We start from the raw sequence: 21,935 nt of genomic DNA, 5'->3' as shown, positions 1-21,935 counted from the left end.
GATAATCCAGCGAAAGGGCTGACGACAACTCGCTCCCACAGTTTTTGCGCTCGCGTTGCCTTAGCGGTTGTCACTCACGTCGAGCTGGCCATCCCAACCGCCGCCCAGCGCGGCAATCAATTGCACACTGGCAATCAAACGGTTCTGCAGAATAGTCAACACACTGCGCTCATTACTCAATGCCGTGGCCTGCACCACGACCACGTCGATGTAGGCAATCAGCCCGGCCTTGTACTGGTTTTCCGTAAGGCGCAAGGAATCGCGGGCAGCATCGAGGGCTTCCTGGCGTACCGCCGCTTCGTCCTCATACACCTTGAGCTGCACCAGATAGTTTTCCACTTCGCGGAAACCGTCGAGCACGGTCTGCCGGTACTTGGCGACCGTCTGGTCGTACACCGCTTCAGTGCGGTCAACTTCCGCCGAACGGATACCGCCGTCGAACAGCGGCAAGGCCAGTTTTGGTCCGACGGACCAGAAGCGATTCGGCAAACTGATCAGGTTTTGTGACGTACTGCTGCTGTAACCGCCGCTCAGGCTCAGGGACAGATCAGGGTAGTACGCCGCTTTGGCCACACCGATATTGGCGTTGGCGGCGATCACCGAGCGCTCGGCCGAGGCGATGTCCGGACGGCGCTCCAGCAACTGCGACGGCAGGCTCAACGGCACCTGCGGCAGGTTCGGGATGGTCTGGGTTTCGGCGATATTGAAGTCCGCTGGCGCCTGACCGGTCAGCACGGCAATGGCATTCTCGAATTGCGCGCGTTGCCAGATCAGATCGACCAGATCAGCCTGGGTGCTTTTGAGCTGGGTCTGCGCCTGCGCCACCGCGTCACGCCCGGAAACACCCGCGCGGTATTGGTTCTGGGTCATTTTCAGCGAGCGCTCATACGCCGCAACCGTCGCTTCGAGCAGACGCTTCTGCTGATCGATCACCCGCAGTTGCAGGTAGTTCTGCACCAGCTCCGATTGCTGACTCAAACGCATCGCGGCCAGATCGGCGAAACTCGCCTGCGCGCTGGCCTGATCGGCCTCAAGACCGCGACGCAACTTGCCCCAGACATCGGCTTCCCAACTCACGCCCAACTCCGCGCTGTAGGTGTCGCGAATGCCGCTGGAAGAACTGCTCAAACTCGAACTGCTGCTGCCGGTGCCTTGGCTGGAGCGGGTTTTGCCCACGCTCAGGTCGACGCTTGGGTAGAACGCCCCGCGCGCACTGCGGACGAGGGCCTGCGCCTGTCGAAACTGGGCTTCCGACTGGGCGACGGTCTGGTTGGAGCTGTTGAGTTTTTCGATCAGCCCGTTGAGTTGCTGATCGCCATACAACTCCCACCACGCGCCACGCGCCAGCGAATCGCTCGGGTTGGCTTGACGCCAGCCTTCAGCTTCCTTGTATTGAGGAATTTCAGCCGTCTGCGGGCGCTGGTAGTCCGGGCCGACGGCGCAGGCACTGAGCATTGCCACGCACAGCGACAGGCTCAACAGACGCGAGCCGCGAACAGTGGCCAGATTGAAAAGCGAACGGTCAGTCATAGCGGAGTTTCCAGAGCAGCGTCAGTACGCACGCCACGCCATTTGTTGAAACGATGGCGAAGCTTGTCGAGATAGAGGTAGACCACCGGGGTGGTGTAAAGCGTCAGCACCTGGCTGAAAACCAGTCCGCCGATGATGGTCAGGCCCAATGGCTGGCGCATTTCCGCGCCTTCCGCCCGGCTGAGCAGCAACGGCAAGGCACCGAGGATGGCCGCCAATGTGGTCATCAGAATGGGGCGCAGACGTTGCAGGCAAGCACTGCGGATCGATTCCAGCGGCGACATGCCCTGATGCCGTTCCAGTTGCAGTGCGAGGTCGATCATCAGGATCGCGTTTTTCTTCACCACCCCGATCAGCAGGAACAGCCCGAGCAACGAGATCAGGCTGAATTCGCCGCCCAATGCATAGATCGACAGCAATGCGCCGACACCGGCCGACGGCAGCGTCGACAGAATCGTCAGGGGGTGAATGTAGCTTTCATACAGCACGCCCAACACCAGATACACCGCCAACAGCGCGCCAAGAATCATGAACGGCTGACTCTTCTGGGTCGCGGCGAACGCATCGGCAGTACCGGCCATTTTCGCGATCACGTCTTCCGGCAAGCCGAGCTTGGCAATCGCCCGTTCGATGGCGGCACTGCCCTGCTCTACCGTCACGCCTTCAGCCATGTCGAAAGAAATATCTTCCGAGGCGAACTGGCCTTCGTGGCTGACGCGATCGTCCTCCAGGCTGCTCTCATAGTGAGCGATGGTCGATAGCGGAATCCGTGCGCCGTCGGCGGTGATCACCTGGACCTGCTTGAGGGTAATCGGATCCTGGGCGTATTTCGGATTGACCTCCATCACCACTTGGTACTGGTTCAGGCTGTCGTAGATCGTTGAAATCTGCCGCTGGCTGTAAGCGTTGTTCAGCACCGCAGTCACCATGCTCATGTCCACCCCCAGACGCTTGGCCTGATCGCGGTCGACAATCAAAGTCACCTGCTGCGCGCCTTTGCCTTCACGGGCATCAATGGCCGTCAACTCCGGCAAAGCCCGCAACGCGGCGACCACTTTCGGGTACCACTCACGCAACTCGCCAAGATCACCGCTTTGCAGGATGTAGCTGTACTGCGAAGTGGTCTGCTCGCGACCACCGCCAAACTGCAGGTCCTGGTCGGCCATCAGCATCAATTGTGCGCCGGCCACCTTAGGCATTTCCTTGCGCAGGCGCTCGATGACTTTCTGTGCCGACAACTGACGGTCCTTGATCGGCTTCAGACGTACCAGCATGAAGGCGTTGTTGGTGCCGTTGGTGCCGCCGATGAACCCGGCGACGCTTTCCACCGCCTCGTCCTTGAGCACGGCGCGGCGGAAGGTTTCCATTTTCGGCTGCATCACGCTGAACGACAGGCCGTCGTCTCCGCGCACGAAACCGATCAACTGGCCGGTATCCTGCTGCGGCATGAAAGTCTTCGGCACCACCACATAGAGCGCGACGTTGACGCCAACGGTGATGAACAGGCTGAGCAACGTCAGGCGGCGGTGACGCAGCACCCAGTCGAGGCTGGTGGCGTACTTGGCCACCATCCAGTCGTTGGTCTTGCGACTCCAGCGTTGCAGACGGTTTTCCTGCCCCGGCGTGTGCGGCTTGAGCCAGCGTGCGCAGAGCATCGGCGTCAGCGTCAGCGAAACCACCAGCGAGACCACAATGGCCGCAGCCAGCGTGATGGAGAATTCGCGGAACAAACTCTCGACAATCCCGCCCATGAACAGAATCGACAGGAACACCGCGACCAGCGAGACGTTCATCGATAACAAGGTAAATCCGACTTCCTTGGCCCCCAGATACGCGGCCTGCATCGGTTTGACGCCTTCGTCGATGTGCCGCGAAATGTTCTCCAGCACCACGATGGCGTCGTCCACCACCAGACCGGTGGCGAGAATCAGCGCCATCAGTGACAGGTTGTTCAGTGAGAAGCCATAGAGGTACATCACCGCGAAAGTACCGACCAGCGACACCGGCACCGCCAATGTCGGAATCAGCGAGGCGCGGAAGTTACCGAGAAACAGGAACACCACCAGAATTACCAGTGCCACGGCGATCAACAGGGTCATCTCGGCTTCGTGCAACGTTGCCTTGATCACCGGCGAACGGTCCATCGCCAGATTCAGCTTCACGCTGGCTGGCAGTACCGCTTGCAGCGCGGGCAGTTGCGCCTTGATCTCGTTGACCGTCTCGATAATGTTGGCCCCGGCCTGGCGGTTGATCACCAGCAGCACCGCCGCGTCGTCGTTGAAGAAACCGCTGTTGTAGCGGTCTTCGACGCCGTCGCTGACCTTGGCCACGTCCTTCAGGCGCAACGCGGCACCGTCGGCGTAATGGATGATCAGCGATTCATAATCCTTGGCTTTCTCCAACTGGTCGTTGGCCTGGATCTGCCACAAGCGCTGGCCGTCCTCGACCGAGCCCTTGGGCCGGCGCACGTTGGCATCGGCGATGGTCTTGCGCACGTCATCGAGCGCAACGCCGTACTGGTTCAGGGCCTGCGGTTCGAGTTCGATACGCACGGCCGGCAACGAACTGCCGCCGATCTGCACCTCACCGACACCCTGCACCTGCGACAGACTCTGCGACAGGATGGTCGACGCCAAGTCGTAGAGCTGACCTTTTTCCAGCACATCCGAAGTCAACGACAGCACCATGATTGGCGCCTGCGACGGGTTGACCTTCTTGTAGGTCGGCATGCTGCGCATCCCGCTCGGCAGCAGGTTGCGCGAAGCGTTGATCGCCGCCTGCACCTCCCGCGCCGCGCCGTTGATGTCACGGTCGAGGTCGAATTGCAGAATGACCCGGGTTGAACCCTGACTGGAGCGGCTGCTCATGGTGTTGACGCCGGCAATGGCACCGAACGAACGCTCCAGCGGCGTGGCCACCGTGGAGGCCATGACCTCCGGGCTGGCGCCAGGCAGGCTCGCCTGCACGACGATCACCGGGAAGTCCATCTGCGGCAACGGCGAAACCGGCAGCAGACCGAAGCTGACACCGCCCAGCAGCATGATCGCCAGGCTCAGGAGCATGGTGGCTACCGGGCGTTTGATGAAAGGACCGGAGAGGTTCATTGACCGCAATCTCCGAATTCACACCACTCCCCTGGAGGAGTGAGCCTGCTCGCGATAGCGGTGTATGTGTTCGCATGAATGTTGCAGGTGCCGGCCTCATCGCGAGCAGGCTCACGCCTACAGGTTTTGCGCTGCGTCATACCACCACCTCTTCGGTGTCGGCATTGGTTTTGCCAAAGCGACGGCCCAAACGGTCGAAGTAAAGGTAAATCACCGGCGTGGTGAACAGTGTCAACACCTGACTCATCAACAACCCGCCAACCATCACCAGACCCAACGGCTGACGCAACTCAGCCCCGGAACCGGTGGCCAGCATCAATGGCACCGCGCCGAACAGCGCGGCCAACGTGGTCATCAGGATCGGCCGGAAACGCAGCAGGGCCGCTTGATAGATCGCCTCCTCCGGCGCCATGCCCTGGTTGCGTTCAGCGTCAAGGGCGAAGTCGATCATCATGATCGCGTTTTTCTTGACGATACCGATCAAGAGAATGATGCCGATGATCGCGATCATGCCTAGGTCATTGCCGCTGAGCAGCAATGCCAGCAACGCGCCAACCGCCGCCGATGGCAGAGTCGAGAGAATGGTGATCGGGTGGATGTAGCTCTCGTAAAGCACGCCGAGCACGATGTACATGGTCACCACCGCCGCCAGAATCAGCAGCAAGGTGCTCGACAGCGACGCTTGAAACGCTTCGGCCGCGCCCTGGAACTGGGTCTGCACGCCGACCGGCATGCCGATGTCTTTCTGCACTTGTTCGATGACGTCCACCGCATGCCCCAGCGCCACGCCCGGTGCGAGGTTGAACGACATCATCACCGCCGGGAACTGACCGATATGAGTGATCGCCAGTTGCGCCTGACGCTCCTCGACACGGGCCAGACTCGACAGGCGCACCTGCGCGCCGTCAGTGGTCTTGACGTGAATCTGATCCAGCGCCTGCGGGCCGATTCTTTCCCCCGCCTGCGCCTGCAGCACCACGCGGTACTGGCTGGCCTGGGTGTAGATGGTCGAAATCTGCCGCTGACCGAAGGCGTCGTACAGCGCATCGGTGATGTTCGCCACCGAAACGCCGAGGCGCGAGGCCGCATCGCGGTCGATCACCAGATACACCTGCAAGCCCTTGTCCTGCAAATCACTGGCGACGTCGGTCAGTTCCGGGCGCTGTGCCAGCGCTTCGACCAACCGCCCGCTCCACTGGCTGAGCAGTTCTGAATCCGGCGACGACATGCTGAACTGGTATTGAGTACGGCTGACGCGGTCTTCGATGGTCAGGTCCTGCACCGGTTGCATGTACAGACGAATGCCGACCAGTTTGTCCAGTTGCGGTTGCAGTCTCGCGATCACCTCGGTGGCGCTGAGATCACGCTCGCCATGGGGCTTGAGATTGATCAGCAGGCGGCCGCTGTTGAGCGTGGCGTTGTCACCATCGACACCGATGTAGGACGACAGGCTTTGCACTGCCGGGTCTTCAAGAATGACCTTGGCCAACGCCTGCTGACGCTCGCCCATGGCGGCGAAGGAAATCGACTGCGGCGCTTCGGAAATGCCCTGAATCACCCCGGTGTCCTGCACCGGGAAGAAGCCTTTTGGCACAACCATATAAAGGAAAACGGTCAGCGCCAGTGTGCCAATGGCTACCAGCAGGGTCAGCGGCTGATGCTTGAGTACCCACTGCAAACCGCGACCATATTTGGCAATCATCCAGTCGATGCACGCGCCGCTGGCCCGGTAGAAACGGCCCTGTTCGTGCTCTTCGGGTTCGCGCTTGAGCAGACGCGCGCACATCATTGGCGTCAGGGTCAGCGACACCACGAGGGAAATCAGGATCGCCACTGCCAGCGTAATGGCGAATTCGCGGAACAGGCGCCCGACCACATCGGCCATGAACAGCAGCGGGATCAGCACCGCAATCAGCGACAGGGTCAGGGAAATCAGGGTGAAGCCGATCTGTCTGGCGCCCTTGAGCGCCGCTTGCATCGGACTGTCGCCCTCCTCGATGAAGCGCGAGATGTTTTCCAGCATCACGATGGCATCGTCGACCACAAAACCGGTGGCGATGGTCAACGCCATCAGGGTCAGGTTGTTGACCGAGAACCCGGCGAGGTACATCACGCCGAAGGTGCCTATGAGCGACAGCGGCACCGCCACGGAAGGAATGATCGTCGCGCTGAAACGGCGCAGGAACAGGAAGGTCACCATCACCACCAGCGCGATGGCGATCAGCAACTCGTGCTGCACGTCGGTGACCGAGGCACGAATGGTCTGGGTGCGGTCGGTCAGCACGGTGACATCAAGACCGGCCGGCAGGTTGTCGGTGATGCTCGGCAGCAAGGCCTTGATCCGGTCGACCACTTCAATCACGTTGGCGCCAGGTTGACGCTGAATGTTGAGCAAAACCGCCTGATTCTGGTTGGCCCACGCGGCGAGGCGTTCGTTCTCGGCACCGTCGACGATCTCCGCGACATCCTTGAGCCGCAGCGGTGCGCCATTCTTGTAGGCGAGGATCAGGTTGGCGTAGTCCTTGGGCGACGTCAGCTGATCGTTGGCGTCGAGCATCGACACCCGCGTCGGGCCGTCAAAGTTACCCTTCGGCTGGTTGACGTTGGAGGCGCTGATCAACGTGCGCACATCCGACAGGTTCAGGCTGTTGGCGGCCAGGGCCTCCGGGTTGACCTTGATCCGCACCGCCTGACGCTGGCCGCCGGCAATGCTGACCATGCCGACGCCACTGATCTGGGCGATTTTCTGCGCCATGCGCGTATCGACCAGATCATTGAGCTTGGGCAGGAGCATGGTTTTCGAAGTGATGGCCAAGGTCAGCACCGGGGTATCCGCCGGGTTGACCTTGTTGTACACCGGCGGCGCCGGCAAATCGGTCGGCAACAGATTGGTCGCGGCGTTGATCGCGGCTTGCACCTGTTGCTCGGCGACGTCCATGTTGATGTCGAGGCTGAACCGCAGGGTCAGTACCGAAGCACCGCCGGAACTGGTCGAGGCCATTTGCGTCAGGCCCGGCATCTGCCCGAACTGGCGCTCAAGCGGCGCGGTCACGGCACTGGTCATCACGTCCGGGCTGGCGCCGGGATACAGGGTCATGACGCGGATGGTCGGGTAATCGACCTGAGGCAACGCCGACACTGGCAACAAGCGATAAGCGATCAGGCCGGCCAGGATAATGGCCAGCATGCTCAGGGTGGTGGCTACCGGACGGAGGATGAACAGCCGCGAAATGTTCATGCGCCCTTCTTGGCCTTGTCGGTGACAGCGGCGTCAGTCGGGGTGGCGGCGGACTTGCCTTGCAGGTGTTCGGTCGGCGTGGTTGGCACCTGGTTGCTGTCGTTGACCACTTCCACTTCGCTGCCTTCCTTGAGGCGGTCGGTGCCTTCCAGCACCACGCGATCGCCGGCGGCCAAGCCCTCGGTGACTACAGTGTTCTCGCCGTCACTGGCGCCGATCTTCAACGGGCGGATGGTGACTTTCTTGTCGCCTTCAAGCGCGTAGACAAAAGTGCCGTTGGTGCCGAACTGAATGGCGGCGGACGGTGCCAGCACCACGCCTTTGAGGGTGTCGGCCAGCAGGTGTACGTTGACGAACTGATTGGGGAACAGCGACTGATCGCGGTTTTCGTAACGCGCCTTGAATTTCAATGTGCCGGTGGCCACATCGATCTGGTTGTCGAGACTTTGCAGCACACCGGTCGCTTGCAGTTTGCTGTCGCCACGATCCCAGGCTTCGGCCGGCAGTTTGGCGCCGCTGCGATAGCGGGCGAGCACGGTTTCGAGGCTGTTTTCCGGCAGGGTAAATGCAACGCTGATCGGCTGGGTCTGGGTGATCACCGCGATGAACGTGGTGTCATTGGCCGTTACAAGGTTGCCCACGTCGACCTGACGCAGACCGACGCGACCGGCAATCGGCGCGCGGATCCTGGTGAATTCGAGATTGAGCTTGGCGTCGTTGACCGCCGCCTGATTGGTCTTGACCGTGCCCAGATACTGGCCGACCAGCGCTTCGGCGGTGTCCAGGGTCTGTTTGGCGATGCTGTCTTCCTTGTACAACCCGCGATAACGCTCGACATCGACCTGTGCGTTTTTCAGTTGCGCCTGATTCTGCAACAACGTGCCTTCAGCTTGAAGCAAGGCGTTCTGGTACGGGCGCGGATCGATCTCTGCCAGCAAGTCGCCAGCCTTGACCATCTGCCCCTCTTCGAAATTGATCTTGACCAGCTCACCACCCACCCGGCTGCGCACGTTGATGGTGTTGAGTGCGGTCACGGTGCCCAGCGCCTTGTAATACAGCGCGAAGTCGCCCGTGACGGCCGGCGCCACCCGCACCGGAATCGGCCCGGTGCCGCCACCGAAGCCCGGTCGCATCATCCCCGAACGCCCGGCATGCCCGGCCGCTGCCTTGTCGGCGCCCTCTTTCTGGGTTGAACCGGCAGGCCAGAACTTCCAGCACAGAACGGCGATAACCAACAAGACAAGCAGGCTGATCAGCCAGCGACGGGAGTTGCGTGGGGACGATTGCATGGAGTGATTAACCATTGGGCGCGTGGGCTTCTTTTACGGGAGGCTGAACGATAAGCACTGATGGGGATTAAGCAAAGCAGCTTTACCGGCTATTTACCTTCAACTTACGTTTCAAGGTGTGTGAGGCAAAACACTGATACACAAATGAAAACGGCCTGGACAGGGCCAGGCCGTTAACAATTGTAAAGCGCTTGTTTCAGAACACTTATTTCAAGACGGCAAGTGCCGCTTCGTAATCAGGCTCTTCAGCGATTTCCTTGACCAATTCGCTGTGCAGGACATTGTCGTTTTCGTCCAGCACCACCACGGCACGGGCGGTCAGGCCTTTCAGCGGGCCGTCAGCAATGGCCACACCGTAGTTCTCAATGAACTCGGCACCGCGCAGGGTCGACAGGTTCTGTACGTTGTCCAGACCTTCAGCGCCGCAGAAACGCGCCTGAGCGAACGGCAGGTCAGCCGAAATGCACAGCACCACGGTGTTGCTGATGTCGTTGGCCTGAGCGTTGAACTTGCGCACGGAAGTGGCGCAGGTCGGGGTGTCGACGCTTGGGAAGATGTTCAGCACTTTGCGCTTGCCGGCAAAGTCTTTCAGGGTGACGTCGGACAGATTGCCGGCAACCAGAGAAAAGGCTGGCGCCTTGGAACCGGCTTGTGGCAACTGGCCGTTGACTTGAACCGGATTGCCTTTAAGGGTGACTTGAGCCATGACTTGAGTCCTTCTGAACGTTGTTTTAGAAAATCACGCAAGGGCCGAAGTTAACCACGAAATTGTTCGACAACCTATGCTTTGACCGAAATTGTCATGTACCGAAACGCAAAACTGCATACAACTGCAAGTCCTGCGGGATCTTCGCGGACTTCGGGTCTGCATCATTTATTTAGAGTCCCTGTCGATTCGTGATGTGCCCATTCGACTAAGCAGTGAATCCCCCACACTCCACGGAGTTACCACTATGCGATTCATGATCCTCGTAAAAGCCAGCGCCGATTCCGAGGCCGGCATCATGCCCAGCGAAGAACTGCTTACCGCCATGGGCAATTTCAACGAAGAACTGGTCAGGGCCGGCATCCTGGTCGCGGCAGACGGCCTGCACCCGAGCAGCAAAGGCGCCCGCGTGCAATTCTCGGGTGATAAACGCACGGTAATCGACGGCCCCTTCATCGAAACCAAAGAGCTGGTGGCCGGTTACTGGATCTGGGACGTGAAGTCGAAAGAAGAAGCCATCGAATGGGTCAAGCGTTGCCCCAATCCCATGCCGGGCACCGACTCTGATATCGAGATTCGCCAGATATTCACCGCCGAGGATTTCGGCGCCGAACTCACCCCTGAACTGCGGGAGCAGGAGGAACGCGTTCGCGATCAGGCGAAGAAGCCCTGACCGCCCCCGCAACGCGCTCAACTGTAGGAGCTGTCGAGTGAAACGAGGCTGCGATCTTTTGATTTTGCGTCTAAAAATCAAGATCAAAAGATCGCAGCCCGCGGCAGCTCCAAAAAAAGTTGCTGTTCAGATGAGCTGTATGTTTTCAGCTTGTTTGCCTTTGGGGCCTTGCGCTACCTCGAACGAAACTTTTTGACCCTCTTGAAGCGATTTGAACCCTGCACTTTGAATCGCAGAGAAATGCGCAAAAAGATCCTCCCCGCCGTCATCCGGCGTGATAAAGCCAAACCCCTTTGAATCGTTAAACCACTTCACCGTTCCCGTTGCCATATTTGCCTTCCCGTTGCTCGTCTGCACACAAGCCAAATAATCTTGCGCGTCGCCCAACAATCAAACACCCACCCTCCCATTCCAACAACTGTCAAACCTGACAGGGTGTAAATATCTACAGCCCCACCCGCCCTGCGCTGGCCAAGCCCCGATTAGCTGCTAGCTTCAATCGAAGGTGTCCTGAAGGCTTTGGTAAAAACAGGATTTCTTATCAGCGGCACAGGCGTGCCGGCATCGACAATGCACACCAGAGAATCGTGACGTCATGGCGAAGAAAATGAGAATGCATGCATGGCTATTGGCGGCGGCACTTTTGCCGGCGATGACGTTTGTCAGTTGTGGCGTCGGTGCTTGAGTCTCGGATCCCAAGCCCTTAGGCATTGCCTCAGATCACGCCTGAGGCAACGCCTGCAGCATTGGCTTATTTGGACTTGAGCTTGAGATAAGACTGGTTCAGATCCGACGCCCAGCCATCGATCACGTTTTTCACGTCATCAGCCTTCATCACCTGCGATTCGTTTGCCAGCGGCTTGCCGGTGCCTTTGCGTACTACCTGAGCAACCACTTTGTTGTTGCCGCCATCGAGGAACACCGCCTCGGTGGCCAGGGTGGTTTCCTGATCACGAATGCCGCTGGCTGTGCTGACAGCCGCAGCCAGCAGCGCAACAGGGATCACTTCATAGGGTTTGAGGCCTTCGGTCTTGCTGCTGACGGCGGTGATCGCCGCACGCACCACCATCACACCGGGGCCTGGCCCGTTGGCCAATGGCAAAGACTTGCCGATTTCACGTTTGAGTGCCTGATCGTAGTAGCTGGTGATGCCGTTGAGAGTCTGCTGTGGAATCTTTGTGGTCGGTTGCGGCTGTGGATAGAGCTGGGTCGGTTCGACATAGACACTGGTGAATTTATTGATGTCGGCTTTGGGGTCGATCCAACGCATTACCTCAGCACCGGAGGGTGACTTGGCCTCCTTGAGTTGGCTGTAGTCCTTGAGAAACCCGGAATACTCATCGGGAGCAACGGTTTTGCTGGAACAACCCACCAGTGCGAGAGTGGCAATGCACAGTGTGCCCATCATTACTGCTGGCTTCATGCTGTAACTCCTGTCAGAAGGCCTGGATTTATTGCGTAGGGGGGAGTTACAGGTATAGCTAAAACCTGAGCATTTGCGATGGCAAAACATAATCTTCACCCAAGGCTGGGCGGCGCATCACAACGGCCGAAGGCGCAGGTGCTTTTGCAGGGCTGGAAGAAGATGAACATGGGCGATCCGGCGTTGAAATAATCCCTGCTCCGCTACCTGCGGTGCCCCGTGCAGGAGCTGCCGCAGGCTGCGATCTTTTGATTGCAAAGACCAAGATCAAAAGATCGCAGCCGACGGCAGCTCTTGCAGGGTAAGTGGTTTACCAGGAAGACGTCTCGCCACTACGAAGCTTTATCTCGCGCCGGGTATTGGCGCGCATTGCCTTGTACAACGACACCGTCCCAACCAACAAAATCGCCGCACCAAACAGGAAGTCGATGTTGTACAGCCGGAAGTCCTCCACCGGCCCGATCAACAGCACTCGGACCAGCGCAACGCCCATCAAAGTGGCAAGGAAGTCGATCCCCGGCTCTTCGCGATAGAACACCAGCATCAACGGCAGGCACAGCACCAGCAGCGTCAACAACACGACGACCTTGAACGACCCCTTGCGCTCGATGCTGAACGCGCATTCGTGCGGGCCGTAGGCCTTGTAGTCTTCGTCGCGGATCATCGAGGTTTTCTCGTTGATGTAATCGACGCGGTTGTACTTCTGGATCGGTGTGAAGGTGTTGGACATCTCCATCAGCGTGGTGATGTTCTTGAAGCGCAGGTCGATGCGCTCGCTGCCCTTGAGGTAATAGAGCACCGGTTTGTAGCCATAGCGGTAAGTGTCGAACGGAAACTCGGCGACTTGGCCATGAACACCGATCGGGCGAGGCTCAAGTTCGGCGTAGGCACTTTTGTTGGTGGCCGAGAGATTGCGGCTCAGTGGCTGAACCTTGACCTGCTCAAGGAAGATTGGTGTGACGCCGTAGGACCACTGCAACGGTTCCAGACGCAGGCGCAATTCGTTGCGGCTCAGGTCATAACGGTTGAAGGTGCGTTCGGACACCACCAGAGAACCGCTGAGCATGAACTCGCCGCGCAGGTTGTTGGTGACGCGCAAGGTCAGTTGATCCTTGCCCAGCAACGCCGCTTCGTTGGTCGGCGGAGTGCCGCACCATGCAGTGCTTTGGCCGGCCCCGCCAAGTTGGCCGTCGCGGTTTTCCTTGAATACATAAAAGTAACTGGCCCACAGCGTCAGCATCAAAAGCAACGCGGTGAGGCCCAGGATTTTCTTGCCCGGACTCACTGATCAGACTCCCTTCTTCGGTTCCATCGGCCAGCCGAAAACCCGCTGGCGACGGCGACTCTACCAAAAGGCCAGCATCGACCCAAGGAAAAATCCCCGATTCGTCGGCGCTCTAAGGGTTTCCCCTGCACTGGCAAAGGGTTAGCGGCGGCGGAATAACGGCCTTGGCTCGATCACCGAGCGCCCATACAGCACGCTCATCCCCGCCAGTCCTTTGAGTGCATCTTCGGCCGACTTGTCTTCGCGCACGGCAAAACTGTCGAAGCCGCATTGGCGCATATGGCTGAGTTGATCACGCAACACATCGCCAATCGCGCGCAACTCCCCTGCCCAACCGAAACGGCTGCGCAGCAGGTACGCCTGACTGTAGGCGCGGCCGTCGCGAAAGCTCGGGAAGTCCAGCGCGATCAGCGGCAGCGATGCCAGCCACGGAACCAGGCTTTCCACCTCATCGTCCGGCCCCAGCCACACCGCGTGGGTGGACGGCGATTCCAGCCAATGGGCGAGCGGCAGAATCAACAACCCTGCGGGCCTTGGCGTCGACGGCTCACGCACCAGCATCCACGGATCATCCCTTTCAATCCGCGCCACGCCCTGCTCAAGTCGCAACAGATTGTTCATGCCGATACCTCCAGCGCCTTCGGATAGACCCGCTCCTTGAACGGCTCCAGGCCGATACGTGTCAACGTATCGACAAACAATTCCTCGCTCTCGCGATAGCGCACGAAGGTACCGATGATCCGCTCGATCACCTGCGGCACTTCGGCGGCGCTGAAGGACGGGCCGATGACTTTACCCAGCGCGCTGTGCTTGCCCTGCGCGCCACCGAGGGTGATCTGGTACCACTCGCTGCCGTTCTTGTCGACGCCGAGGATGCCGATATTGCCGATGTGGTGATGACCGCAAGCGTTCATGCAGCCGGAGATGTTCAGGCTGATGTCGCCCAGATCATGCAGGTAATCGAGATTGTCGAAGCGCGCCTGAATCGCCTGGGCGATCGGGATCGACTTGGCATTGGCCAATGCGCAGAAATCCCCACCAGGGCAGGCAATGATGTCGGTCAACAAGCCGACGTTGGCCGTCCCCAGATTCAGCTCACACGCCAACTGCCACAGCGCATACAGATCGGCTTTCGGCACATCGGGCAGGACGATGTTCTGCTCATGGGCGATGCGAATCTCGCCGAAACCGAAACGCTCCGACCAGTCAGCGACCGCAAGCATCTGCAAGCCGGTGACGTCTCCCGGCGGCGCGGCCAGGCCCGGTTTGGTCGACAGCACGACGCTGGTGTAACCCTGCACCTTATGCGGCTGCACGTTACGCGCCACCCAACGGGCGAACGCCGGGCTCTCGGCCAGGTGCGTGCCGAAGTCCAGATCGGTATCGGCCAGCGTGCGATAGGTCGGCGGCACAAAAGCGCTGGCAACGCGTTGATACTCTGCGTCGGTCAACTGCGCCGGGCCGTCCTTCAGGTGTTGCCATTCCTCTTCGACTTCCTTGGCGAACGCCTCGATGCCCAACGCCTTGACCAGAATCTTGATCCGCGCCTTGTACTTGTTGTCGCGCCGGCCATGTCGGTTGTAGACCCGCAACACCGACTCGACGTAGGACAACAAGTGCTGCCACGGCAAACCTTCGCGAATCTGTAAACCGAGGATCGGCGTGCGCCCCAAGCCACCACCTACGATCACCCGCAGGAGCATTTGCCCATCGCGGCCGGGGTAAAGATAGAGGCCGATGTCGTGCATCATGATCGCCGCCCGATCCTGCTTGGCCGAGCAGATGGCGATCTTGAATTTGCGTGGCAGAAACAGGAATTCAGGGTTGATCGTCGACCATTGCCGCAGGATCTCTGCCAGCGGGCGCGGGTCGATCATTTCGTCCGCCGCGACCCCGGCAAACGCTTCAGTGGTGATGTTGCGTACGCAGTTGCCGGAGGTCTGGATCGCATGCATGTTGACCTGGGCCAGGCGTTCGAGGATGTCCGGCACCTCGCTCAGCTCAATCCAGTTGAACTGCATGTTTTGCCGTGTGGTGAAGTGGCCGTAGCCGCGGTCGTAGTCGCTGGCGATGCTCGCCAGCGTGCGCATCTGTTCGGCGCTCAGCGTGCCGTAGGGAATGGCCACCCGCAGCATATAGGCGTGCTTTTGCATGTACAGACCGTTTTGCAGACGCAGCGGCAGGAACTCCTCCTCACTCAACTCTCCCGCCATGAAGCGCTCGACCTGATCGCGGAATTGCGCGACGCGCTCGAACACCAGTGCGCGGTCGTAATCGTCGTATTGATACATGCAGCGGCTACCTCATCAGGATTGTGCGCAATTCCTGTAGGAGTGAGCCTGCTCGCGATCGCGGTGTGTCTTGCACACCGCGATCGCGAGCAGGCTCACTCCTACAGTTTTCGTAGAGGCACTATGAAGGTACGGCGCAGGACGTTACAGATTCACCTGAACGTATAAAAACCATATCAGGACGCGGCAGAACGCCGCAGGCAGCACTTCAATCTGATCCGCACAAATGAAAGATTCCTGAGCCTGTTTTGTTTCCAGCGGTATTCCTACAGTGCAGCTCGTGCCAGACCGGGTGGCCTGGCAAGACTTTGCAACCGTGGATGAACTGACCATGAGCACAGCAACAATCGGACAGGCTTATAACTACAAGGTCGTCCGTCAATTCGTTATCGCGACGGTTTTCTGGGGTGTCGTGGGGATGGCGATGGGGGTATGGATCGCCTCGCAACTGGTTTGGCCAGAGATGAATCTGGACCTGCCGTGGACCACCTTCGGCCGTTTGCGGCCGCTGCACACCAGCCTGGTGATTTTCGGTTTCGCCGGCAGCGCGCAATTCGCCGCCAGCTACTACGCGGTGCAGCGCACCTGCCAGGTGCGGCTGTATTCGGACAAGCTCGCTGCGTTCACTTTCTGGGGTTGGCAATCGGTGATTGTGATCATGCTGATCACCCTGCCAATGGGCTACACCACCACCAAGGAATACGCCGAGATCGAATTCTCCGGCGCGGTGTGGATGGCCGTGGTCTGGGTCGCTTACGCCGTGGTGTTTTTCACCACGGTGGTGCAGCGCAAGACCAAACACATCTACGTCGGCAACTGGTTCTTCGGCGCGTTCATTCTGGTGATCGCCATGCTGCATGTGGTCAATCACCTGTCGATCCCGGTGGACTGGTTCAAGTCGTATCCGGTGTATTCCGGCGCCACCGACGCCATGGTGCAATGGTGGTACGGGCACAACGCGGTGGGCTTCTTCCTGACCACCGGTTTCCTCGGAATGATGTATTACTTCGTACCAAAGCAGGTCAACCGGCCGGTGTATTCGTATCGGTTGTCGATCGTGCATTTCTGGGCGCTGATCACCCTGTACATCTGGGCCGGCCCGCACCATTTGCACTACACCGCACTGCCCGACTGGGCGCAGTCGCTGGGCATGGCGATGTCACTGATCCTGCTGGCGCCGAGCTGGGGCGGGATGATCAACGGCATGATGACGCTGTCGGGTGCCTGGCATAAATTGCGCACCGATCCGATTTTGCGCTTCCTGGTGCTGTCGCTGGCCTTCTACGGCATGTCGACGTTCGAAGGGCCGATGATGGCGATCAAAACGGTCAACGCCCTGTCCCACTACACCGACTGGACCATCGGCCACGTTCACGCAGGCGCATTGGGCTGGGTGGCGATGATCACTTTCGGCGCGACTTATCACATGGTGCCGAAAGTCTTCGGCCGCGAGCAGATGTACAGCACGCCGCTGATCAACCTGCACTTCTGGCTGGCGACCATTGGCACCGTCCTGTACATCGCTTCGATGTGGGTCAACGGCATTACCCAAGGCCTGATGTGGCGGGCGATCAACGAGGACGGCACGCTGACGTATTCGTTTGTCGAGGCGCTGCAAGCCAGTCATCCGGGATTCATCGTGCGCTTTGCCGGTGGGGTGTTCTTCCTCAGCGGCATGTTACTGATGGCTTACAACGTTTGGCGTACGGTGCGGGTGGCGGATGTTGCACTGGCGCACAGCGAAGCGCAGATCGCCTGAGGCAGGGAGCCGGTCATGTTCGATGTTTTCTTGAATGTGTTGGGGGTGGTTTTTTTGTGGCTGGCGGTGGAGTACTGCTTGCGGCATCAAACCGCAGAAAGCCTAGATGACGCGAGTATGGTGCCGTTTGCCGATGATCCGGAGGTGGCGCGGCGGGTTGAGTTGGCTACGGGCAAGGCGGTGAAAGCGGTCGCGCCGGAGATGCCGAAGCCGGGTTGGGTCAACCTGGATATGTGAGCCCTTTTCCCTGTAGATACGAGGTGCTGCCGAATGAAGCGCAGTTGCGATCTTTGATCTTGCTCAAACCAAAGTGAAAAGATCGTGATCTGCGCCAGTCTTGTATTGTGACCAACCCATTAAAATAGCCCCTTCCCCAACTCTCCGTAACCTGTCAACTCTGACAGCTAGTCAACACTCATTTTTATGGGTTGAATCCCTTCCGAAGGGTGCGATGTATCGGGTGCAAGACGCGATGTGCCTCCATGGCAGATTAGGAGACAGGCATTGAACAAGACCTACGTATGGCTGCTGGTACTGATGCTTTCTTTCGCGGGTTGCAGAAGTGGCGAATACATAACGTCATCACCCCCTGATCACGAGTATGGCGTCACCAGTACGACTTCAAGTGCTACGCAAACCGGTGCGCAAGTCGCAGCCAACCTGACCGCACGCTATAACGATGTCAGAATCCATTGTGGTTCAGCTTCGATGCCGGCGTTCCTTTGCCGCGGCATCGTTTTACGCTCAACCGTTCCGTCGCCTGATTACAAGGCCTGGAACCCCAGCCCTCATTCCCAGAAAAGCGGCGGCGTGTCTTTTTCGTATTTGAGCAAGGACGCCAAATTCACCGGCCTCGTGTTTGCCCAGAAGAATGGCTACATTTTTTTCCCTGTGCTGTCGCGGCCCGTCGGCACACGCCAGATTGAAATACTCTGTTCCTACCCGCTCGACGGCGCTACACAGTTGAGAGATGCACCCGGATGTGGTGCACATCCCTATTCACCTGACCGCAGCCGGCGCTGCCAGACCATCGGAATCACCACTGCCGAGGGCTGGATAGAAAATCGCCGGGCAAACATTTGGAATATTTGCAGCTTCGATGTTCGCGACTCCATGAATAATCTAGGCGCGGATTCTTTTTACCAGACCATCCGTGCGCACCAATTGGGCGGCTTCTTTGCCGGCCAGCATGATTACACCGAGCTGGTTTTGGCTACATGGCCCCAGAACATCCCGAAAGAACTGCCCATCGAGGCATTCTTTTATCTTCAAGATGGCCTGGCGGGCGCTCAATTCGACCAAAAGGATTTCTTCGACTCAACGGGTGGAAAGGTGGTTCCGATCATAAAGATCGTCCTGCCAACCAGCCTGTCCACCGACGCACAGTTCATTTACAGCGCGGCGGACCAAGTCAAATAACTCAGGCCGCAGGTGCCATTTTTTGATCGTGTCTTCAACAACATAATCAAAGGTCGCAGCCTGCGGCAGCCATATAGGGGAGATGCGCTCAGGAGCGATCGCGGGGGATCAGACCTTGCAACTGAAGTGCCAGAAAGTCTGCATCGAACACAAACGTGTCCGGGTCCTTCAAACCGTTGGTTTTGCGCCACTGCCACTCTCCCCCCGGCAACCCTGCCAGCGAAATGCTGCCGTAACGCGCCGCCGTCAATCCCATCACCGCCAGGGAAATCTGCCCCGCGCTGCCCATCACATCAGGCACGAACTCCACCGGTTTGCCAGCAATCACGATCGTTAGCTTCTCTGTCTTGAAGGTAGAGGTTTCGACCGGCGTGCTCGGCCCGAACGCCACGTACGCCTCACGGCTGACCTCCAGCAGATGCGGTGTCTGCACTGGCTCGAGCCATTGCTCGATATTGCCGAACAGCTCGGTAATTCGCGTAGCCCATGCAGCAGATTGCGTCTCGAACAGTTGCTTCTTGTGCGCTTCGCTTTCGGCGTAATGACGAAGCATTTCGCCCAATTGTTGTACGTCGTTCATTGCTGCGTTCCTCGGGGGAGCCTGCGAAGTTCGATAGTGGCAGATCGAAGTCTGCGCGTACGCCAATCGCCGGTTTCGTAGTCATCTACCACGTATTAATGCGACGGACGGTATGTACTAGCCGCATTTACCTGTCAGATCTGACAGTAGGCACCCGCCCCCCATAGGTTTTAAATCCCTCTATCCATTAATGATGCAAATTGGAGCATTCGCGATGTCACAGCAGATCGACGATGAAAAACCGCTGAAAATCTACCCGGTCATTATTCCCGGCTGCGTTACGTCAGTGGAGCACCCGGAGAAACCGCACTGTGGCTTGCCACTTTCTCTGATCTCGAATGGAAACATCCAGCTGGTCGTCGACCCCTGGACCAATCAGTCCGCTTTTGACTTCGGCGATGTGTTGCTCAACCAGTCCGATACCTCGGTAGCCCATAAAACAATTCAGCCGGGTGAAGAGAACAAGCGATTCGATATGAATTTGCCGGCGGATCTTTTGAATGAAGGCATCAATCAGCTTCGCTTACGGGTAGAGCGGATCAGCGGGAACGAGGAAACCTCTGATCCACTGGTTGTGCTTTACCACACGCCGCGACCGGCCGGCGAGATCACCGGCGCCGGCGACAACCCGAATCTGCTCATGGCCCTTCCGGCCGACGTGATTACCGATGGCATCAATGCCGACCGGGCAGCACGCGGAGTGGAGGTCACTCTGAGTTATGTTTACATGCGAGAACACGACGTCATCACGCTCGATTGTGACGGTCGAAACATATCGCATAAGGTGACCGCGGCCCAAGTGACCGCCCGCCGTGTGGTATTGACGCTCACCACCGCCAACTTCTGGCAAGACAACCCGAAATTCGCCCTGCGTTTCAGGGTGGTCGACCAGCTCGGTAATAGCTCGGGTCCGCAGGCAATCTGGTCGAGGACCACGCTTGTTGACGTACACATCCGCAAAATCGAGCTGGATCTGCTCCAGCCCAAAGTCCTGGAAGCCAAGGACGCCAACGGCACGGTATTGAATTTTGTTCGCGACTTTTATTCCGCGCAGCACGCCACTGTCGAGGTGAACTACACAGGTTCCGATAAAGGGCAGAGCGTGAAGGTGTACTGGTTGGGCCGTAACAATACTTATGGCAGCGAGATTCAGACCGTGGCAAGTGCCGGCCAGACCTTACAGTTTCGCGTGCCGCGCCAGGAAGTGGTGGACACCCTCGGCAGCGGCGCAGAGGTGTCTTATACCGTGCGGTTACCTGGTACCGATAACAACATCCCATCACGAGATCTGGACCTGACCGTTACTGGACAAAAACACCATCTACCCGAGCCGACGCTGAACACTGCCAAGGACAACCTGAGAATTTACTACCCTGCCCTTGAAGCGGCTTACAAAGCCCGGATCTCTTTGACCGTTGGAACGGATCGCTACGACAGTGAAGAGTTCGACATCACCCAGGCGTCTTATACCAACGTTCCTGTCCCGACGAGCTGGATCATACCGAACAAAGGGAAGCTGGGGCTGTTCAACTTCACCCTCAGAAAAACCGGTACAGACGAGCCGATCATCTTTTCCTGGTACTTACGCGTGCCCCTCTGAGCAGGTCGGAACACAGCACAACAGTCCCCCATTAACGGATTCAGTTTACTGATGACAATAAGGACAGCGTTATGCGCCACCTAATAGCTGCAATGTTAATCATCCTGTTGGTCGGCTGTTCACAAACCAGCCTACAACCACCGGATGTGATTAACGTCAGCAGTACGCAAGCAGTGGATGGCTTCGCCATCGCCGCTTATCTGCAAACGCTATACGGGCGCAAATTCCCCAACTGCAACAAAGTAAATTCGCAACCTGCGTTTCTCTGTTCCGGCGTGACGATACGGGTCACTGTGAAGAGCACCCGTTATAAAGTCTGGGAACCCAGCCCGTTTTCGGTGAGACAGGGAGGTGTGGCATTTTCATACTTGCGGGCGGATGCGGACTTCGGTCGCTTCGCCTATGAGCGTGCAAACGGTTACATCCTCTACCCCGTCCTCGAAGCGCCCGTCGACAAATTCAAAATGCACTATCTGTGCGCTTACCCTTACGACGCGTGGTCCCACACACGTCAGGCAGACAAGCCGTGCGGTCCGCACCCAAGCTATCCGGCTCAAAGCAAACTGTGCCAGGACGCAGGGGTAACGACCGCAGAACAGTGGCTCGCCGTGTGGAAGATACCGGGCGGCAACCCCAACCAGCGGCAGTGCGGGTTCGACGTGAGTGACGGTCGCAATGCGCTGGCCGGCCCGGCCTTTTATCAGTCCATCCGCGCCAGAAGCCTGGTGAACATGAGTGGAGTCAATGAGCACAACGAGGTCACAATCAAGACCTGGTGCGACCCCCTCAGCACCGATCCAGGGAAGTCTTGTGCGCAATCGTTCTCGGCGAACAAGTTTCCGATCATGGCCTTCTTCTACACGCAAGGTGGGCAGGCCCTGGCCGATGCTCAATACAATCAGCGGGATTTCTACAACTCGACCACCCCGAAAATCATCGTGCCGATCATTCGTCTTGTCCCCTCGGCCAGCACTCCAGGCACAGCGAAGTTCGAATATCTCCGTGCAGATCAGACGATTACGCCATAAGCGCATTCAG

General features: G+C 58.6%; 17 protein-coding genes. 6 read left to right on the top strand and 11 right to left on the bottom strand.

Annotated features, from left to right (window positions below):
* Positions 1-60: 60 nt before the first annotated feature.
* The 5 genes from ACA069_RS13865 to tpx form a co-directional block, all read right to left on the bottom strand.
* Positions 61-1,530, bottom strand: a complete 1,470-nt coding sequence (locus ACA069_RS13865; RefSeq protein WP_497618057.1) for an efflux transporter outer membrane subunit — start codon at positions 1,528-1,530, stop codon at positions 61-63.
* On the bottom strand, positions 1,527-4,634 hold the full coding sequence (locus ACA069_RS13860) for an efflux RND transporter permease subunit (protein WP_401265036.1): 3,108 nt from the start codon (positions 4,632-4,634) through the stop codon (positions 1,527-1,529). Before ACA069_RS13860 ends, ACA069_RS13865 begins: the two co-directional genes overlap by 4 nt.
* 136 nt (positions 4,635-4,770) lie before the next feature.
* Complete coding sequence (locus tag ACA069_RS13855; protein WP_401265033.1) at positions 4,771-7,872, bottom strand: MdtB/MuxB family multidrug efflux RND transporter permease subunit; 3,102 nt, start codon at positions 7,870-7,872, stop codon at positions 4,771-4,773.
* The gene (locus ACA069_RS13850) at positions 7,869-9,176 is read right to left on the bottom strand and encodes an MdtA/MuxA family multidrug efflux RND transporter periplasmic adaptor subunit (protein WP_497618054.1); all 1,308 of its coding nucleotides are present in this window, start codon (positions 9,174-9,176) and stop codon (positions 7,869-7,871) included. Before ACA069_RS13850 ends, ACA069_RS13855 begins: the two co-directional genes overlap by 4 nt.
* 190 nt (positions 9,177-9,366) lie before the next feature.
* On the bottom strand, positions 9,367-9,867 hold the full coding sequence (tpx, locus tag ACA069_RS13845; RefSeq protein WP_187678297.1) for a thiol peroxidase: 501 nt from the start codon (positions 9,865-9,867) through the stop codon (positions 9,367-9,369).
* A 247-nt stretch (positions 9,868-10,114) separates the two neighbouring features.
* On the opposite strand from tpx, the gene ACA069_RS13840 reads away from it, so the two are divergent.
* The gene (locus tag ACA069_RS13840) at positions 10,115-10,540 is read left to right on the top strand and encodes a YciI family protein (RefSeq protein WP_497618052.1); all 426 of its coding nucleotides are present in this window, start codon (positions 10,115-10,117) and stop codon (positions 10,538-10,540) included.
* A gap of 126 nt (positions 10,541-10,666) precedes the next feature.
* On the opposite strand, the gene ACA069_RS13835 is transcribed toward ACA069_RS13840, so the two are convergent.
* The 5 genes from ACA069_RS13835 to nirA form a co-directional block, all read right to left on the bottom strand.
* The gene (locus tag ACA069_RS13835) at positions 10,667-10,870 is read right to left on the bottom strand and encodes a cold-shock protein (RefSeq protein WP_401265082.1); all 204 of its coding nucleotides are present in this window, start codon (positions 10,868-10,870) and stop codon (positions 10,667-10,669) included.
* Positions 10,871-11,291: 421 nt separating this feature from the next.
* The gene (locus ACA069_RS13830; RefSeq protein WP_497618050.1) at positions 11,292-11,963 is read right to left on the bottom strand and encodes a DUF3313 domain-containing protein; all 672 of its coding nucleotides are present in this window, start codon (positions 11,961-11,963) and stop codon (positions 11,292-11,294) included.
* Between the two features lie 310 nt (positions 11,964-12,273).
* On the bottom strand, positions 12,274-13,248 hold the full coding sequence (locus ACA069_RS13825; RefSeq protein ID WP_497618048.1) for a hypothetical protein: 975 nt from the start codon (positions 13,246-13,248) through the stop codon (positions 12,274-12,276).
* 141 nt (positions 13,249-13,389) lie between these two features.
* Positions 13,390-13,869: a DUF934 domain-containing protein gene (locus ACA069_RS13820; RefSeq protein WP_497618046.1), complete on the bottom strand. Its 480-nt coding sequence runs from the start codon at positions 13,867-13,869 to the stop codon at positions 13,390-13,392.
* Positions 13,866-15,539: a nitrite reductase NirA gene (gene nirA, locus ACA069_RS13815; protein WP_489879806.1), complete on the bottom strand. Its 1,674-nt coding sequence runs from the start codon at positions 15,537-15,539 to the stop codon at positions 13,866-13,868. Before nirA ends, ACA069_RS13820 begins: the two co-directional genes overlap by 4 nt.
* Positions 15,540-15,870: 331 nt before the next feature.
* Between nirA and ccoN the strand changes: the two genes are divergently transcribed.
* The 3 genes from ccoN to ACA069_RS13800 all read left to right on the top strand — a co-directional run bounded on the left by ccoN (position 15,871) and on the right by ACA069_RS13800 (position 18,717).
* Positions 15,871-17,298, top strand: coding sequence for a cytochrome-c oxidase, cbb3-type subunit I (gene ccoN / locus ACA069_RS13810; protein ID WP_401265016.1), 1,428 nt, complete (start codon positions 15,871-15,873; stop codon positions 17,296-17,298).
* Between the two features lie 15 nt (positions 17,299-17,313).
* Positions 17,314-17,535 carry a cbb3-type cytochrome c oxidase subunit 3 gene (locus ACA069_RS13805; protein WP_497618044.1) on the top strand — a complete coding sequence of 74 codons (222 nt, stop codon included), beginning with the start codon at positions 17,314-17,316 and terminating at the stop codon, positions 17,533-17,535.
* 267 nt (positions 17,536-17,802) lie between these two features.
* Positions 17,803-18,717: a halovibrin HvnA gene (locus ACA069_RS13800; protein WP_489879803.1), complete on the top strand. Its 915-nt coding sequence runs from the start codon at positions 17,803-17,805 to the stop codon at positions 18,715-18,717.
* Positions 18,718-18,805: 88 nt separating this feature from the next.
* On the opposite strand, the gene ACA069_RS13795 is transcribed toward ACA069_RS13800, so the two are convergent.
* Positions 18,806-19,297, bottom strand: coding sequence for a hypothetical protein (locus tag ACA069_RS13795; RefSeq protein ID WP_489879802.1), 492 nt, complete (start codon positions 19,295-19,297; stop codon positions 18,806-18,808).
* 214 nt (positions 19,298-19,511) lie between these two features.
* On the opposite strand from ACA069_RS13795, the gene ACA069_RS13790 reads away from it, so the two are divergent.
* Together ACA069_RS13790 and ACA069_RS13785 are read left to right on the top strand one after the other, a co-directional pair.
* Positions 19,512-20,897: a hypothetical protein gene (locus ACA069_RS13790; protein ID WP_489879801.1), complete on the top strand. Its 1,386-nt coding sequence runs from the start codon at positions 19,512-19,514 to the stop codon at positions 20,895-20,897.
* Positions 20,898-20,968: 71 nt separating this feature from the next.
* Positions 20,969-21,925 carry a halovibrin HvnC gene (locus ACA069_RS13785; protein WP_489879800.1) on the top strand — a complete coding sequence of 319 codons (957 nt, stop codon included), beginning with the start codon at positions 20,969-20,971 and terminating at the stop codon, positions 21,923-21,925.
* The last annotated feature ends 10 nt before the right edge of the window (positions 21,926-21,935 follow it).

It is taken from the genome of Pseudomonas sp. LBUM1652 (assembly GCF_059716105.1).
This window is presented reverse-complemented; position numbering and strand designations above follow the sequence as displayed.